The organism is Novosphingobium sp. Sphag1I, from assembly GCF_056279125.1.
This window is the reverse complement of sequence record NZ_JBWBQS010000001.1, coordinates 288301-304587: the sequence shown is the minus strand read 5'-3', so window position 1 is coordinate 304587 and position 16287 is coordinate 288301. Positions and strand designations below refer to the sequence as shown.

14 protein-coding genes are annotated in these 16287 nt (G+C 64.2%); 8 read left to right on the top strand and 6 right to left on the bottom strand.

Annotated elements, in window-relative coordinates; translation table 11 throughout:
• Nucleotides 1-71: 71 nt before the first annotated feature.
• Complete coding sequence (locus tag ACZ9HU_RS01310; RefSeq protein ID WP_476101415.1) at nucleotides 72-1292, bottom strand: S8 family serine peptidase; 1221 nt, start codon at nucleotides 1290-1292, stop codon at nucleotides 72-74.
• 134 nt (nucleotides 1293-1426) lie between these two features.
• Between ACZ9HU_RS01310 and ACZ9HU_RS01305 the strand changes: the two genes are divergently transcribed.
• The 3 genes from ACZ9HU_RS01305 to ACZ9HU_RS01295 all read left to right on the top strand — a co-directional run bounded on the left by ACZ9HU_RS01305 (nucleotide 1427) and on the right by ACZ9HU_RS01295 (nucleotide 3777).
• Nucleotides 1427-1876, top strand: a complete 450-nt coding sequence (locus ACZ9HU_RS01305) for an RNA polymerase sigma factor (RefSeq protein WP_476101413.1) — start codon at nucleotides 1427-1429, stop codon at nucleotides 1874-1876.
• Nucleotides 1873-2619 (top strand): anti-sigma factor family protein, encoded by a 747-nt coding sequence (locus ACZ9HU_RS01300; protein ID WP_476101411.1) that lies wholly within the window; start codon nucleotides 1873-1875, stop codon nucleotides 2617-2619. The genes ACZ9HU_RS01305 and ACZ9HU_RS01300 overlap by 4 nt, the downstream gene beginning before the upstream one ends.
• A 165-nt stretch (nucleotides 2620-2784) precedes the next feature.
• Nucleotides 2785-3777, top strand: a complete 993-nt coding sequence (locus ACZ9HU_RS01295) for a LacI family DNA-binding transcriptional regulator (protein WP_476101408.1) — start codon at nucleotides 2785-2787, stop codon at nucleotides 3775-3777.
• 243 nt (nucleotides 3778-4020) lie between these two features.
• On the opposite strand, the gene ACZ9HU_RS01290 is transcribed toward ACZ9HU_RS01295, so the two are convergent.
• Complete coding sequence (locus ACZ9HU_RS01290) at nucleotides 4021-5340, bottom strand: aminopeptidase P N-terminal domain-containing protein (protein ID WP_476101406.1); 1320 nt, start codon at nucleotides 5338-5340, stop codon at nucleotides 4021-4023.
• A gap of 93 nt (nucleotides 5341-5433) precedes the next feature.
• On the opposite strand from ACZ9HU_RS01290, the gene ACZ9HU_RS01285 reads away from it, so the two are divergent.
• The gene (locus tag ACZ9HU_RS01285; RefSeq protein ID WP_476101404.1) at nucleotides 5434-5988 is read left to right on the top strand and encodes a DUF2478 domain-containing protein; all 555 of its coding nucleotides are present in this window, start codon (nucleotides 5434-5436) and stop codon (nucleotides 5986-5988) included.
• On the opposite strand, the gene ACZ9HU_RS01280 is transcribed toward ACZ9HU_RS01285, so the two are convergent.
• Nucleotides 5942-6946: an LLM class flavin-dependent oxidoreductase gene (locus tag ACZ9HU_RS01280; protein WP_476101402.1), complete on the bottom strand. Its 1005-nt coding sequence runs from the start codon at nucleotides 6944-6946 to the stop codon at nucleotides 5942-5944. The genes ACZ9HU_RS01285 and ACZ9HU_RS01280 overlap by 47 nt on opposite strands.
• Before the next feature lie 160 nt (nucleotides 6947-7106).
• On the opposite strand from ACZ9HU_RS01280, the gene ACZ9HU_RS01275 reads away from it, so the two are divergent.
• Genes ACZ9HU_RS01275 through ACZ9HU_RS01265 form a run of 3 tightly spaced genes read left to right on the top strand, consistent with a single transcriptional unit; the run spans nucleotide 7107 to nucleotide 12206 of the window.
• On the top strand, nucleotides 7107-9578 hold the full coding sequence (locus ACZ9HU_RS01275; RefSeq protein ID WP_476101400.1) for a DUF1592 domain-containing protein: 2472 nt from the start codon (nucleotides 7107-7109) through the stop codon (nucleotides 9576-9578).
• Nucleotides 9575-10909 (top strand): DUF1552 domain-containing protein, encoded by a 1335-nt coding sequence (locus ACZ9HU_RS01270; protein WP_476101398.1) that lies wholly within the window; start codon nucleotides 9575-9577, stop codon nucleotides 10907-10909. The genes ACZ9HU_RS01275 and ACZ9HU_RS01270 overlap by 4 nt, the downstream gene beginning before the upstream one ends.
• Nucleotides 10902-12206, top strand: a complete 1305-nt coding sequence (locus ACZ9HU_RS01265) for an ankyrin repeat domain-containing protein (RefSeq protein ID WP_476101395.1) — start codon at nucleotides 10902-10904, stop codon at nucleotides 12204-12206. The genes ACZ9HU_RS01270 and ACZ9HU_RS01265 overlap by 8 nt, the downstream gene beginning before the upstream one ends.
• Here the strand turns inward: ACZ9HU_RS01265 and trhO are convergent.
• Nucleotides 12164-12991, bottom strand: coding sequence for an oxygen-dependent tRNA uridine(34) hydroxylase TrhO (gene trhO / locus ACZ9HU_RS01260; RefSeq protein WP_476101393.1), 828 nt, complete (start codon nucleotides 12989-12991; stop codon nucleotides 12164-12166). The two genes, ACZ9HU_RS01265 and trhO, sit on opposite strands and share 43 nt — an antisense overlap.
• An 80-nt stretch (nucleotides 12992-13071) precedes the next feature.
• On the opposite strand from trhO, the gene ACZ9HU_RS01255 reads away from it, so the two are divergent.
• Complete coding sequence (locus tag ACZ9HU_RS01255) at nucleotides 13072-14940, top strand: ABC-F family ATP-binding cassette domain-containing protein (protein ID WP_476101391.1); 1869 nt, start codon at nucleotides 13072-13074, stop codon at nucleotides 14938-14940.
• 159 nt (nucleotides 14941-15099) lie between these two features.
• On the opposite strand, the gene ACZ9HU_RS01250 is transcribed toward ACZ9HU_RS01255, so the two are convergent.
• Together ACZ9HU_RS01250 and ACZ9HU_RS01245 are read right to left on the bottom strand one after the other, a co-directional pair.
• Nucleotides 15100-15591, bottom strand: a complete 492-nt coding sequence (locus ACZ9HU_RS01250; RefSeq protein WP_476101389.1) for a hypothetical protein — start codon at nucleotides 15589-15591, stop codon at nucleotides 15100-15102.
• A 241-nt stretch (nucleotides 15592-15832) separates the two neighbouring features.
• Complete coding sequence (locus tag ACZ9HU_RS01245; RefSeq protein ID WP_476101387.1) at nucleotides 15833-16282, bottom strand: c-type cytochrome; 450 nt, start codon at nucleotides 16280-16282, stop codon at nucleotides 15833-15835.
• Nucleotides 16283-16287 lie beyond the last annotated feature (5 nt).

The window sequence follows — 16287 nt, the reverse complement described above, 5'->3', positions numbered from 1 at the left end:
GCGTGGCGACTGGCTTATGATGAGGAAACGATGGGGGCTGCGGTTTTCTTCCCTGACGCCTTCGGGATTTTTCAAATGCCCTTGCGGCAAAGGTTGCAGACAATCCCGCGCCCGGTCCGTCCGCCCCGCGCCACCGCCTCTCGGTCCAGCGCGGCCAGAGGCGCCCCCTTGCCCTGATAAGCGGCCAGACGCGCGGCGACGAGCGGCGCGGCAAAGCTGGTGCCGCGCAAAGTGTGGGCGCGACCATCAAGGCCAATCGCGCTCATATCCGCGCCGGGGGCGGCATAATCCAGATGGCTGGCCCGCCCGGCCTCGAACAGCACGCGCCCTTTGCCGTCGACGCCGGTGACGGCCACCACGTCTTTATACGATGCCGGATAGGACAAGGGTGATGCCGCGCCGTCATTGCCAACGGCCGCCACGACAAACATACCCTTCGCCTGCGCCGCGGCAACGGCGCGGGCCAGCAATGGGTTGCTGGGGCCAACAAGGCTGATCGACACCACGCCCACACGTTGCGACGCCATCCAGCCCAGCGCCTTGGCAATGGCCAGAGCGTTGCCGCCCGCCGGGTCCGCGCCATAGACATCGGCGGCATAAAGTTTGGCCACCCCCGCCCCGGCCAGCAAGGAGGCGATCGATTGGGCGTGATCATTGGGACGCGGCGCGCCGGTGGCAAATCCCGCCTGCGCCGACAATCGCGGACCGGGTTTGACGCCGCCGTCGATCACCCCCACCGCCCCGCCAACCGGCAATGCATTGGGCGCGGACGTGGAGGCCCCGGTCGATGCCCTGCCGCTGGGGAAATGGATCTGGTCCGCCGTCACCGTCTTTTGCGGCAACAGCTTTTGCAGCGCGCGCGTCGCATCGGGCAGGCTTTGACCCGCCGGAGTTTCCAACCGCGCAAACCCCACGCCCAATCCGCCCAGATCCCCCTGCTCCATCAAGCGATAACCCGCGCCCTGCGCCAATGTCAGCGCCGCCGGATCGGGATCGAGCAACAGCAATTCATGCGCACGGGCGGGCGCTCCATTGGCGTCCATCGCCACCACATCGCGATTACGCCGCACAAATTGCGTCAACCGGTCTAGCCGCAGATCAGCCAGTGCGCCCAGATCCTGAAGCGGGCGCTGCACAGCGCCGGCCGCATCGTCCAATGTGCCGCGCAGCCGCTCCACCGCGCCGCCCAGCCCGCCCCCAACATTGGGTACGCCCAGTTGCGCCAGCACCGGCCCCGCAGCCCCGATCAGCAGCAGCGCGATGATCCCATTCCTGAACAGCCGCTGTCGCACTCTCTTGCCCTTTGCCAAAAAAAAACGCACCTACGCGGAAGAAACGAGCGTGGTCATCCGTTTCATCCATGACAAGGTACAAATCATTGCCAACGGCTCAATTCAGCGAAGGACTGGTCAGGCTTTTGCCGCAGATGCGGCGGTTTGCCCGCGGTTTGACGCGTGACGGCGCCGATGGCGACGATCTGTGCCAGATGACAATCGAACGCGCGCTCAAATCCTCGCATCTGTGGGCCGAGGGCACGCGTCTGGATTCATGGGTGTATCGGATCATGCGCAACATATGGATCGACGAGGCCCGCGCCCGAAACCGCGCGAGCCAGACCTTTGCCCCCGAAGAGGACGGCGAACATGTCGGCATGCCCGGCGATGCGGGGATCGAGGCCCATGTCGAATTGGGCAATGTCGATCGCGCCATGGCCGCCCTGCCCGATGAACAGCGCGAGGCGGTGATGCTCGTTCTGGTCGAAGGGTTTGCGTATAAAGAGGCGGCCGAGATCATTGGATGCCCGATGGGCACGCTGACTTCGCGATTGGCGCGGGGAAGAGAAGCGCTGATGCGCGCGCTGGGAGAGGTATCATGAGCGTGAGCCGCGAAGAGATCATGGCCTATGTCGATGGCGAGCTGGATGAATCCACCCGCGCCCGCATCACCATGGCCGCGCTGGCCGACCTCGATCTGGCCGACCAGATCGCCAGGGAGCGGGCGCTGCGTCAAAAGCTTCAGGGCCATTTTGCGCCTGTGATCAAGGAACCCGTGCCCGCCACGTGGGAGGCCCAGATCCGCGCCGCAACCCCGCCCGCGCCGGTCATCGACCTTGCCGCTGTGCGCCGCCAAAAGGCCGAGGAAGCCAAAGCCGCCGCCAAGCCCAAAGTGCCTTTGATGCAGCAAAAGTGGTTTGGCGGGGCGATTGCCGCCGCGCTGGTGCTGGGTCTGGTGGGTGGCGGTCGATTGATGCGCGCTGAAGGGCCGATTACCGATCGCAATGGCACGTTGATGGCCTCGGGCGATCTGGCCCATGCGCTCGACACGCAATTGGCATCGGCGCAGGATGGCGCGGCAACACGCATGATCGCCACGTTCCGCAATGGCGATGGCAACCTGTGCCGCGCCTTTTCGGGCGCATCGACATCGGGCATCGCCTGTCATGGCGAGGATGGCTGGCGTTTACAGCATGTCATGCCCGGCACCTCGGCCCAGACCAGCGCCTATCGACAGGCGGGGTCGGGCGATGGCGAACTGATGGCTCTGGCGCAGGGCATGGCCAAGGGTGATCCTTTGGACCCGGCACAGGAAGCACAGGCCAAGGCCAAGGGCTGGCGCTGAACCGGTCCGGGGTAACCGGCGTTGCTGCATGGGTGATGGCAACCGGTGAAAATTGAGGTTGCTATCACGCCGCATCCGGCACTACCCTTGCCATGACAACGGTAACAGAAAAGACGTCACAGGCGTGGGCAACAATCGTCTCTGTGGCAAAGGCAGAGGACAGTCGTGACCACCATCAAGCATGTGGCCGAACGCGCAGGCGTTTCGATCAAAACTGTTTCGCGTGTGCTGAACGAAGAGCCCCATGTGCGCGCCGAGGTGAAGGAGCGTGTGCGTGCGGCGGCGGCGGAACTGGATTACAAACCCAATCGCGCGGCCAGCCGCCTTGCCGGAGGGCGCTCTTTCCTGATCGCCCATCTGTATGACAATCCCAACCCCAGCTATATTTCCGCGCTGCATATTGGCGCGGCGCGGCGGTGCCGGGAACTGGGCTATCATCTGGTGGTCGAACCGGTAAACAGCCAGGACAAGGATCTGCTGGGTCTGGTCCGGCGGCTGTTTGCCACGATTGCCCCCGATGGCATTTTGCTCAGCCCGCCTCTGTCGGAAAACACCGAATTTGTGGAAAGCGTGCGGAAACTGGGCGGGCGGATCGCGCTGATTTCGGCCACGCATGGCGATGAATTCACCCATATTTCCACCGACGAACGCGGGGCCAGCAAGGCGATCATGGCGCATCTGCTGGGTCTGGGCCATCGCCGCATCGGCTTTGTGCGCGGCCACCCGCAACATTTTGGCGCAACATTGCGTTATGACGGCTATTGCCAATCTCTGGCCGAAGCGGGTTTGGCGTTGGAGCCTGAGCTGGTGGCGCAGGGCTATTTCGACCTGCAATCGGGGCTGGAGGCGACGCGGGCTCTGCTCTCCCTGCCCCAACGTCCGACGGCGATCTTTGCCTCGAACGATGAAATGGCGGTGGGCGCATTGATGGCGGCGCGCGAATTCGGGCTGGATGTGCCGGGCGACATTTCCATCGTCGGCTTTGACGATACGCCGATCAGCCGCCTGATCTCGCCCGCGCTGACCACCGTGCGCCAACCGTTGGAAGCCATCGGCGCCGCCGGGGTCGAGGCCATTGTCTCGCCCGATCAGGCGCCAATCGATTATCTGGATTTCGAGGTGATCCTGCGCGATTCCTGTGCGCCGCCCAAGGGGTAAGTTTGCCTCCGGCGGGCAAAGGGACTGGCCCCTTTGCAATCCCGTTACTGTCGATGTTGCGCGATAGGTTCGGCCTTGGGTGTCGGACGCGATGATTGAAATATTAAGCCTGCGGCGCTGATCAGCGTAAGTTCGCCGCGCCGCAGGCTTTCAAAACATGGCGATAAACGCAGCGTAGCCATAAATGCGCCACCCCATAACGGGATTGCAAAGGGCCCCCGCCCTTTGCCCGCCGGAGGCACCTTAGCCCTTCATCGCGGATTCAATCTCCGTCGCGCTACGCGGAATGTCGGCCGACAGGCGTTCCGCGCCGGTCGGCGTGACCAGATAGAGATCCTCGATCCGGATGCCGTAATTGGCCGATTGGACATAAAGGCCCGGCTCAATCGTGATGACCGCGCCGGCGGGAATGGGGCGTGAATAATCGCCCGCGTCATGCACATCCAGCCCGACATAATGACCCAGCCCGTGATAGAAATCATCGATCCGCCCCGCCTTGCGGAACACATCCTTGGCCGCCTCGGTCAATTCATGCAGAGTCACGCCCGCCTTCAGCCTTGACGCCGCCACGCCCTGCGCCTCCAGCACAAGGTCATAGGTGGCGCGCTGTTCGCGGGTAAAGCGCCCCGATGCGGGCAAGGTGCGCGTGATGTCGGACGTATAGGTGCCCACACTGGCCGCCGCATCGATCAGCACCAGATCGCCCTCGCCAATCGCCCCCAAGGCGCGCGTGTAATGCAGCGAGGCCGCATTGCGCCCCGCCCCGACGATGGAATTATACGAAATGCCATCGCCCCCGGCGCTGCGAAACGCAGCCTCCACCAGATCACGCAGCGCCCGCTCGCTCATCCCCGGTTTCAATCCACGCATCGCGGCCAGATGACCCGCCCGCGTCGCCTGCGTCGCCTTGCGGATGAGGGCCAGTTCACGCGGTTCCTTCACCGTGCGCAAAGCAGGCAGCAGCGCCGAATTATCGCGAATGCTGCACCCCGGCACGCGGGCGGATATTTTGCCATAGAGTTCGAGCGCAGGCGGCACCGGCGCCTCGGCCGACACCACCGGGCCAAGGAAGTGCAAAACCTTCGACCTTTCCGCCAGCCCCGTCACCAACGCGCCCAGCGACCCGGTGCGCAACACGCGGGCAAAGCCGGTGCGTCGCTCGATCTCCGCGCCCAGCGGCAGGCGTTCGACATCCCAACGCTCGACCTCCGGATTGCGTGAAGGCAGCAGCAGGAATTCGCGAAAATGCGGTTCCGCCGGGGCCAGTACCAGCACCGCACCGGGTTCATCGACAATTCCCGTCAACCACGCAAAATCGCCATCCTGTTGAAACGGAGCCGCGACATTGGCCTCGCCCCCTTCGCCCTGCGCGCCCCAGATGACGGCGATGCCTTCCTTCAATTGCGCCATCAAAGCGGCACGGCGGGCGGCATAGACATCGGGCGTGAAAGGATAGGTGGCGATCGGCGTCGCATGGCCTGCGGGCGGAAACACCTGCGCTTTGGCCAAGGGCACAGCGGCCATCGTGGCCAGCGCAGAGGTCAACAGGCGGCGGCGGTGCATGGGTCTTGCCTTTCGATGCGGGGGGCCTCATTCGTAACCCGCGATCCTTCGATATGGCAACACCCGGCTTGATCGCGGAAAGACAAGGCTTTGATGACGAACTCCACGCCCCTTGCCCTTGGCGCCATCATGGCGGATCGGTCCGCGACATCGCAACCCTTGCTGGCGCAGGTGGTTGCGCAATGGGGCGGGCGTCTGCGCATCGCGGGCGTGATCGAGGAACCACCCGCCAATGGCCAGGATTGCTCCCCCGGCACATTGGTCAGCATTAGCGATGGCGCGCGTTTCCCGCTGAGTCAGGATCTGGGGTGTGAGGCCGAGGGCTGCACGCTCGATTCCGGCGCGCTGGTGTCGGCGGCGGCATGGGTGGAACAACGCCTGTCCCAACCCTACGACCTGCTGATCCTGAGCAAATTCGGCAAGATGGAGGCCGAGGCGGGCAGCGGGCTGCTATCCTGTCTGCTGGCGGCGCTTGATCGCGGCGTGCCGGTGCTGCTCACAATCTCGCCCCGGTTTGTCGAGGCTTGGGCCGAATTTGCCGGTCCCTACGCGCAAACCCTGCCGCCCGACATGGCGGCGGTGGAGCAATGGCTGGCGGCGATTACACCACCTGTTGCGACAGAGCCTGCATCGCCGCCGCCGCAATAGAAAAGCTGCGCCGCCGCGCATCCTGATCGAACATCTGTCCGGCCACGATGATCTCGTCGGCCCCGGTGCGCACGATCAGGCGGGAGAGCATCTCCTCCACATCGCCCTGTGTGCCGATGGCGGTGCAGGCCATGACATTGTCCAGCATCGCGCGATGGGGGGCGGGCAGGTTTTCATAATAGCCCTCCACCGGCGGCTTGACCAACCCGCCGCCCTGTCCCGTGCGCAGCGCGACAAAGCCCTGCTGCATCGTCGTGGCCAGAAAGCGCGCTTCCTCCACCGTGTCGGCGGCGAACACGTTGCAGGCGACCATCACATGCGGCCGGTCCAGCACGGCCGAGGGGCGGAACAGGCGGCGATAGGTCGCCACCGCTTCATCCAGCATCGCAGGCGCGAAATGCGAGGCAAAGCCATAGGGCAGGCCCAGCGCCGCGGCCAGTTGCGCGCCATAGGTGCTGGAGCCAAGCACCCACATTTCGGGCTTTGCCCCCGCGCCCGGCACGGCGGGAAAGCCCAGCCGCGAATCCCCGGCGAAATAGGCCTGCAATTCCATCACCTGCTGCGGGAAAGCTTCCGGATCGCCGTGGCGCAAGGCCATCGCCACCCGCCCGTCCGACCCCGGCGCCCGGCCCAGCGCCAGATCGATCCGCCCCGGATAGAGTGCATCCAGCGTGCCAAATTGTTCGGCAATCTGAAGCGGGGCGTGATTGGGCAACATGATCCCGCCCGATCCCAACCGGATGCGCGACGTATCCTTGCCCACATGGGCCAGAACGACCGATGTGGCCGCCCCTCCGATGCCGGGCATGCCATGATGTTCGGCCACCCAATAGCGAGCAAACCCTTTGCTCTCGGCATGGGTGGCCAAAGCCGCCGCATGGGCATAGGCCTGCGTCAGAGTGCCGCCCTCCAGAACAGGGACAAGATCGAGGACGGACAGGGGGATGGAATGGCTCATAGGGCGCATGTGGGCATGACCATGCTGCGTCGCAAGAAGCGCTCTAATTTTGCGTACGCTTCGTGGCAATAACGGCAATAGACGTCAACGCCCCAAAAGACTAGCCCCATGCTGCACTGCACAGGGGCAGGCACAACCAAACATCGGGAATTCGCAAATCATGCGCCGCATCGGGGCAAACCATCTGGGACGCGTGGGGCTGGCCGCCAGCCTTTTGGCGATCATCGCGACCGGCGCGCTGCATTCGCAACCGACCAAACCCGCCCCGCGCCCCTTTGACGGCAAGGCCGCCGAGGCCATGGTCGAGGATTTCTGCGCATCATGCCACAATGACATTGACGAGGCCGGATCGCTCTCCTTCGACGATCTGAAAGGCACCGACATTGCCCAGGGCAAGAATGCCGAAGTGTGGGAAGCGATCCTGCGCAAGGTGGTGCAGGATGAAATGCCGCCCCACACCAAACGCCAGCCGACGCCAGAGATGCGCGCCGGTTTCGTGCGATGGATGGCGGGCGGGCGCGATGCCTTCGCCGCCGCGCATCCCGATCCGGGCCGCGCCACGCTGCGCCGGTTGAACCGGGTGGAATATGCCGCCGCCGTGCGCGATCTGCTGGCGCTGAACGTCGATGTGTCGCGCGAATTGCCGCAGGATAATTCGGGCTACGGCTTTGACAATATTGCCGACGTGCTTTCCGTCTCGCCCACATTGGTCGAACGTTATGTCGCGGTGGGGGGCAAGGTGGCGCGTCTGGCCACGGGCCTTGACCGCCCGCGCGCCTCGGTGGCCAGCTATATCGTGCCCAAGGACGGCTCGATCATGAATTCGGGCCGCCCGGCCTATAATGAACGGATGAGCGAGGATCTGCCCCCGGCATCACGCGGCGGCGGGATCATGAATTTCTATGCCCGCGCGGGGGGCGATTATGATGTGGTGGGCTGGCTCAACGCCAACACCAACAATGAAAGCGATCGCCTGACGCAGGACCGGGTCAGCGCGAGGGTGAAATTAAGTGCCGGCGCCCATCGCATCGGCATGGCGTTCCGCCGCGACGTGGCGCCTGACGAAAGCGTGCAGTTCCTGCGCAACAATCTGGATGAAGTTCCGATGCCGGTGAACAAGCCGGTGATGCTGCCTCTGGACGTTCTGGTCGACGGGCGGCGGGCGACGACGCTGATGGTGCCGTCCTATCGCCTGTCCGACCGCTATGCCCAGCAGAATTTCCCCCGCGATGTGATGGAAATCGACATTGCCGGTCCCGCCAGCATCACCGGCACGCAGGACACGCCCAGCCGCCGCCGCATCTTCACCTGTCACCCCACCGCCACCACGCAGGAAGAAGCCTGCGCCCGCCAGATTCTGGGCAGCCTTGCCCGCCGCGCCTATCGCCGCCCGGTCGGGCCGGAGGATATGACGCCCCTCCTCCACGCCTATGCCAGCGAGCGCGCCGCAAGCGGCCAGTTCGAACGTGGGATCGAGGCGGGCGTGGCGGCCCTGCTCGTCTCCCCCCACTTCCTGTTTCAGGCCGAGAGCGATCCGGCAGGCGCCGCGCCGGGCAGTGTCCACCCCGTCACCGACCGCGATCTGGCCACCCGCCTCTCGCTGTTTCTGTGGAGCAGCCTGCCCGACGAGACCTTGTTGCGCCTTGCCGAAACGCACCAGTTGCATCGCCCGGAAATCCTGACCGCACAAACCACCCGCATGCTCAACGATCCGCGCGCCAAGGCCTTGACCCGGCATTTCGCGGGCCAATGGCTCTATCTGCGCAATCTGGATCAACAGCGGCCCGACACCGACCTGTTCCCGCAATTCGACACCCGCCTGCGCAGCGCCATGGCCGCCGAAACCGAGATGTTCTTTGCCCATCTGGTCAAAACCAACGGCAGCCTGCTCGATTTCCTGTCTTCCGATTACACGTTCCTCAACCAACGCCTTGCCGAACATTACGGCATTCCCAATGTGCGCGGAACGGCGATGCGCAAGGTGGCGCTGGATCCGCGATGGGGCCGGGGCGGATTGCTGGGACAGGCCAGCATCCTGACCGTCACCTCCTATGGCAATCATACCAGCGTGGTGAAACGCGGCAAATGGGTGCTGGAAAACCTGCTGGCCTCGCCGCCGCCCCCGCCTCCGCCCGACGTGCCCGCGCTCAAGGCCACGCATGACGGCAAATTGCTGTCCGCGCGTGAACAATTGGAACTGCACCGCGCCGATCCGGCCTGTGCGGCATGCCATGTACGGATGGACCCGATCGGTTTCTCGATGGAGAATTTCGACGCCGTTGGCGCCCATCGAACCATCGACGCGGGGCAAATGATCGACGCCAGCGCCGTCCTGCCCGATGGCACGCGCTTTGCGGGCCTGCCGGGGCTGCGCAACATTCTGTTGGCGCGCAAGGGACAGTTCACGCAGGCCTTTACCGAAAAGCTGATGACCTATGCGCTGGGTCGCGGGGTGATTGCGGGCGACCGGCCCCAGATCCGCGCCATCGCCCGCATGGCCGAGGCCGACAATTTCCGCATCCGCACCGTCATTCGCGGCATCGTCCTGTCTGATGCCTTCCGTCTGCGCAAAACACCGGCCAGCGCGGCGCAGATGACCATGAACAAGACCAAAGGGAACCTCCAGCCATGATGATCCCGCGCCCTGCCATGTCCCGCCGGACCCTGCTGCGCGGGGCCGGCGCCGCCATGGCCCTGCCCTTTATGGAGGCGATGGCCCCATCGGCGCGCGCCGCCGACAAGATGGCCCGCCCGCGCCGGTTGATCGTATTTTACACCCCCAATGGCATGATGATGGATCAATTCCGCCCCGCCACCACGGGGATGGATTATGCGCTGTCGCCAACCCTCGCCCCGCTGGAAAAGTTCAAGAGCCGGATGAGCGTCATCACCGGCCTTGGCCATCCCCAGGCCGCCGCGATGGGCGATCTGTCGGCGGGCCACGGGCGGTCGTGCCCCGCGTTCCTGACCGGCACCCATGTGCGCCAGACCGAGGGCACCGACATCCGCTGCGCCATGTCGATGGATCAGGCCTATGCGCGCCATCTGGGCGATGCGACCACGCTGCCTTCGATCGAAGCGGGGATCGATCAGCCGAGCCTTTTGGGCAGTTGCGACATTGGCTATAGCTGCGCCTATACCAACGGCCTGTCATGGATGAGCCCGACGGTGCCTTTGCCCGTGGCGGCCAATCCGGCGGAAATTTTCGAGCGCATGTTCGGCGATGGCGACGCGATGGATGCCGCCGCCCAAGCTGCGCGCCTGCGCCGTCAGGCCAGCCTGCTCGATTTCGTGCGGGAGGATGCAGCGCGTTTGAACCGGCAACTGGGGATGGAGGACCGGCGCAAGCTGGACGAATATCTGACCGCCACGCGCGACATCGAGCGCCGCATTCAGCGCGCCGCCAAAACTCCCATAACCGAGGCCGGGATCGAACGCCCCGCCGGTATTCCCGACAGTTTCGACGAACATGTCCGCCTGATGCTCGACCTTCAGGTGTTGGCGCTGCAAGCCGATATTACGCGAGTGGCGACATTCATGGCCGGGCGCGAGATCAGCAACCGCACCTATCCCGAAATTGGCGTGGCCGATTCCCACCATATGCTCAGCCATCATGGACAAATGGCGGAAAAGAAGGCGAAGCTGGCCCAGATCAACCAGTTCCACATGACCTATTTCGCCCATCTTCTGGAAAAGCTCGACGGGGTAAAGGATGGCGATGCCAGCCTGCTGGACACTTCTTTCGTGCTGCGCGGGTCGGCCTTTGGTGACCCCAATGACCACGATTTTCTCGATCTGCCGATTGTCGTGGCGGGCGGGCTTGTGCGCCATGTCGGCCATGCGCGGGTCGAAAAGGGCACGACCATGTCAAACCTGCTGCTGACCGGGCTTCAGGCGGTGGGGATGCCCATCGATAAATTCGGTGACAGCACCGGGGCGTTGAAGGAATTGTCCCTTGCGTAAGCTGGCCTTTGCCGCGCTGCTTCTGGCCCAAACGGCGCAGGCGCAGGACATTGCCGAAGCCATCAGGCTGGGCGACGAGCGCGGGGTTTCGGCCGCTCTGGCCCAGGCCAATCGACCGCTGGCCTATGGCGAAACGCCGTTGATGATGGCCGTATCGCATCAGGATGCCGTCGCGGTACGCGCGCTGATCCGGGCCAAGGCCAAGGTCAATGCCGTCGATCAGGATGGGGTGGGCGCGCTATGGCTGGCCTGCGAATTAGGGGATGCGGCGATCATTGGCGCGCTGCTGGACGCCGGGGCCGATCCGCGTCTGGCGCGTAGCGATGGGGCAACGCCTTTGCATGTCTGCGCCCGTTTTGCGCCACCATCAGTGGTCGAACGCATGGCGCATGGTCCCGTCGATCTACGCGACAACCGGGGGCAGACGCCGCTGATGTGGGCGGCATCATCCGGGCGGGTTGAAGCGGTGATGGCGCTGTTAAAGGCCGGGGCATCAGTGCAGGCGGCGTCACAGGGCGGGTTCACGCCTTTGCTCTTTGCGGTCAAATCCGGGTCGGTGGCGGCGGTTTCGGCGCTGATGTCCGCCGGGGCCGATGCGGCGATACGCGGGCCGGAAAACACCAGTGCGGCGCAACTTGCCGCCTATCAGGGGCGCTGGGATGTTCTGCGCTTTCTGGTCGAACGGGGCGGCGTGGATCTGATCGAGCGCGACCGTGAAGGCTGGCAATTGCTGCACCGGGCCGCCGCCGGGGGCGATGTCGGTCTGATCCGCCTGTTGGTGGCCAAGGGCGCGCCGGTCGAGGGTCTGTCTGGCCAATCGCGCATCACATGGGTGACCGAGGCCAATTTCGGAGTCGCCCCGCCCCCGGTGCCCCCCAAAACGCCGATCCTGATGGCCGCCGAAGCCGGACAGGCCGAGGCGATGAAGGCCTTGGTCGCGGCAGGGGCAAGGATCGATTTTGCCGCCGCCGATGGGGAAAACCTGATGATCGCGGCGGCGCGCAGTCAAAAGCTGGCCGCGTTGGAGGTCGCTTTATCCGCGCTCAACAAGCCCGACCTGGCTGATGCCAAGGGCAATAGCGCGCTCCACGTTCTGGCGGGCAGCAGGCCCGCGGCGGATCTGGCGATGATGTTTGCGGCCATGGCCAAGGCGGGCGCACGGGCCGATCTGGCCAATGGGCGCGGCGCGACGCCTGCGAAAATTGCCGAGCACAGCCCCACCCCGGTCCGCACCGCGTTCGAGGCGGCCTTCCCTCAGCCCTCGGCGCAGGCGGGGCAGGCTTCGCCCTCAACATAAAGCGGCGAGGCGCGCTCGGCCTCGCCCACCGGCGCGCCGCAGGCCGCGCAGGACACATGGCTGCCCAAGGCAAGGCCATGGGCCAGTGTCACGCGTTCGTCGAAAACGAAACATTCGCCCTGCCACAGGCTTTCTTCGGCGGGCACTTTTTCAAGGTAATTAAGAATGCCGCCCTTGAGGTGATAGACCTGCTCCACCCCTTCGCTTTTCAGGAAAGCGGTGGATTTTTCGCAGCGGATGCCCCCGGTGCAGAACATGGCGACCTTGGGCTGCTTGCCCTGTCCCAGCAATTCGTCGCGGTGATTGCGGAACCATTCGGGAAATTCGCGGAAAGAACGCGTGTCGGGGTCGATAGCGCGCTGGAATGTGCCCGCCACCACCTCGTAATTGTTGCGCGTGTCGATCACGATGGTTTCCGGGTCCGCGATCAACGCGTTCCAGTCCTGCGGCTCGACATAGGTGCCCACGATGGACAGCGGATCGACGCCCGGCACGCCCATGGTGACAATCTCGCGCTTCATGCGCACCTTCATCCGGCCAAAGGGCATGGCGACGGCATGGGAATATTTGACCTCCAGCCCTTCGCAGCCCGGGATGGCGCGGATATGGGCGATGACGGCGGCGATGCCTTCCTCGCTGCCCGCGATGGTGCCGTTGATCCCCTCGCCCGCCAGCAAGAGCGTGCCCTTGATCCCCTGCTCCTCGCAAAGCGCCAGCAAAGGCGCGCGCAGGGCAACAGGATCGGCAAAGGGCGTGAAGTGATAAAGTGCGGCAACCTGGATCATGGGGGCGGCCCATAGCGCGTTTTGACGCATCACGTAAAGCTGGGCTGGCCCTCTTGCGCCTTGCCTGCTAGGCGGCGCGAATGCTGAACATTTCCGATGTTACCGTGCGCCTTGGTGGCCGCACCATTATTGACCGCGCCAGCGCCGCCCTGCCCACGGGCGCGCGGGTTGGCCTTGTCGGCCGCAATGGCGCGGGCAAATCGACGCTGGTCAAGGCCATCATCGGCGAGATCGAACCCGACGACGGCAGCATCGACATGCCCCGCCGCGCCCGCCTTGGCTATATCGCGCAGGAAGCCCCCGCGGGCACCGCGACGCCGTTTGAAACCGTGCTGGCCGCCGATACGGAACGCGCCGCGCTGTTGGAGGAGGCCGAGACTTCGACCGATCCCGACCGTTTGGGCGATGTGCATGACCGGTTGATCGCGATTGACGCCTATACGGGTCCTGCGCGTGCGGCGCGCATTCTGTTGGGCCTTGGCTTTACCGAGGAAATGCAGGCGCGCCCGCTCGATTCCTATTCGGGCGGGTGGAAGATGCGCGTGGCGCTGGCCTCGCTGCTGTTTTCACAGCCTGACGTGCTGCTGCTTGACGAACCCTCGAACCACCTCGATCTGGAAGCGACGCTGTGGCTGGAGAATTTCCTGCGCGCCTATCCGGGCACGCTGCTGATCATCAGCCATGAACGCGATTTGCTCAACAATGTGGTCGATACGATCCTGCATCTGCAAGGCGGCAAGCTGACGCTTTACGCGGGCGGCTACGATTCGTTCGAGCGTCAGCGCGCCGAACGCGCCGCCCAAGCCGCCGCCGCCAAGGCCGCGCAAGATGCCCAACGCGCCAAACTGGAAGATTACGTCCGTCGCAATTCGGCCCGCGCCAGCACCGCCAAACAGGCCCAGTCGCGCGCCAAGATGCTGGCCAAGATGCAGCCGGTTCTGGGCATGATCGAGGATCCCAGCCTCTCGTTCAACTTCCCCGATCCGACCGAGCTGCGCCCGCCGCTCATCACGCTGGACCGGGCGACGGTGGGTTATGGCGACACGCCGATCCTGCGCCGCCTGAACCTGCGTATCGACCCGGATGACCGCATCGCTCTGCTGGGCCGCAACGGCAACGGCAAGACCACGCTGGCGCGCCTGCTGGCGGGCCAACTCCCTGCGATGGAGGGCGAGATGGTCACGGCGGGCAAGCTCAACATCGGCTATTTCACCCAGTATCAGGTCGAAGAACTGGCCGGGGGCGACACGCCGCTGGTGCATATGGCCCGCGCCATGCAGGGCAAGCCCGAAAGCGCCGTGCGCGCCCAGCTTGGCCGCTTCGGCTTTTCCGGCCCCAAGGCGACCACCTCGGTCAGCCAGCTTTCGGGCGGTGAGCGTGCGCGTCTGGCGCTGGCGCTGGTGACGCGCGATGCGCCGCATCTGCTCATCCTCGACGAACCGACCAACCACCTTGATGTCGACGCGCGCGAGGCTCTGGTGCAGGCTTTGAACGATTACCAAGGCGCGGTGATCCTGATCAGCCACGACCGCCACATGGTCGAAATGACCGCCGACCGCCTCGTCCTTGTCGATGGCGGGGCCGCCGAGCCCTATGACGGCAGCATTGAGGATTACATCGACTTCATCCTCGGCCGGAACCAGCCCAAGGCGACCCCCGCAGAGGGCAGCCCCAAACCCGCCCCCTCCGCCGCGGTCAAGGCCAACAACCTGGCCTGGGCCGAGGTCAAGGAATTACAGAAAAAGGTCGCCAAGGCCGAAAAGGACATGGCCAAGGTTCAGGCCCGCATCGCCGAAGTCGATGTGGCCCTGTCCGATCCGGCCAAGGCGGCGGTTGCACTCAAAGGCATGAATGTCGGCAAGTTGGGCCAGATGCGCGAAAAGCTGGAGGCCGAACTGGCCGAGGCAGAGGCGCATTGGATGACGTTGGTGGAGAAATTAGAGGGGTGAGTTTGGCCGGGGGTGCTTTGCCTCCGGCGGGCAAAGGGCGGGGGCCCTTTGCAATCCCGTTACTGTCGGCGTGGCGCGTTGAAGGCGACGTGGTGTGTTGAGGCGAGGTAGCGGGTTTTGAGGGCCGCTGCGCGGCGGGGACATTTTGGCTGGCAAGGCTCAGTAGGTTTCGTCGCGCTTGTGATATGGCCTCAGGCGCCCGATGCGCCGGGCTGCACTATGGGGCAGCCTAGTCTCAAAATGCCGGACTTCATTGGCGGCATAACCGTCGCCCATATTCGCACCTTGCCTAAGCCAATGTCGGTAGCCACGCATGTCTCTGCTGTTGAAACAATGCACGGCAAGGTGTTGAGCGGCACGAGCATTTCCCAGCTTGAAGGCTCTATAATAAAGTCCGGCTGATGAAAAACTGTCGGCCTGCGAACCCAATTTTCCCGGCCATTTGTCAATTTCACAAAACCAACTAGCAAGATCAATCATTGCTTCAGTGTAGCCTTGCAATGCCAAATGCCACATTATGGGCACCCAGAGGCCCGGTTTGTGCTCCTCACGAATTCTCAGCGCCTTGATATACAATCGGTCTGCACGGTCATCTGCGTGGCTTGTCATATCATCGTCCGTGCCACATGCGCGGAAAGCCTGCAACAACATGGCATCCGGAACAGCAAGTTTCTTCCCGCGAAGCGGCTTAACTGTTCTTCACAACGCGGCCCTTAAACCCTCCACCTTCGTCAACCCGCAACGCGAACATTATCGGGATTGCAAAGGGCCCCCGCCCTTTGCCCGCCGGAGGCATAAAACCCCAAAAACAAAACAGGGCGAGGAAAGCCGAAACCTCCCTCGCCCCACCTCGCACTTCATACCGGGCGGAGCATAAACCCCACCCCTTAACTCACCGCGTCGCCTTGGCGTCGGCGGCGGTCACTTTGTCCTTGTACTTGTTGCCGAAATTGGTGCGGACATAGTTGACCACATCGGCAACCTGCTGGTCGCTCATCATCTTGCCGACGGCGGGCATGCCGTTCTTGCCGTGCAGGACGATGTAGAGCGGGTAGCCGGCCGAGGCGAGGTTCTTGTTGGCGGCCAGCGCGGGGTACATGCCCGCTGCCTTGGCGCCCTTGGCGTCGGGCATGTGGCATCCGGCACAGACGCGCTTGTACATGGCTTCGCCGGTCGGTTCATTGAATTTGAACAGGCTGGTAAAGGCACCATCGGCATCGCCCGAGCCCTTTTCGCCGGGCTTGGCGATCAGGGTGGTAGGCGATGCGTCGCCGCGCTGGGCATAGGCGGGGGCGCTCAGGCCAAGGCCGAGAGCGATGAGCGGAAAGAGGATCTTCTTCATGGATT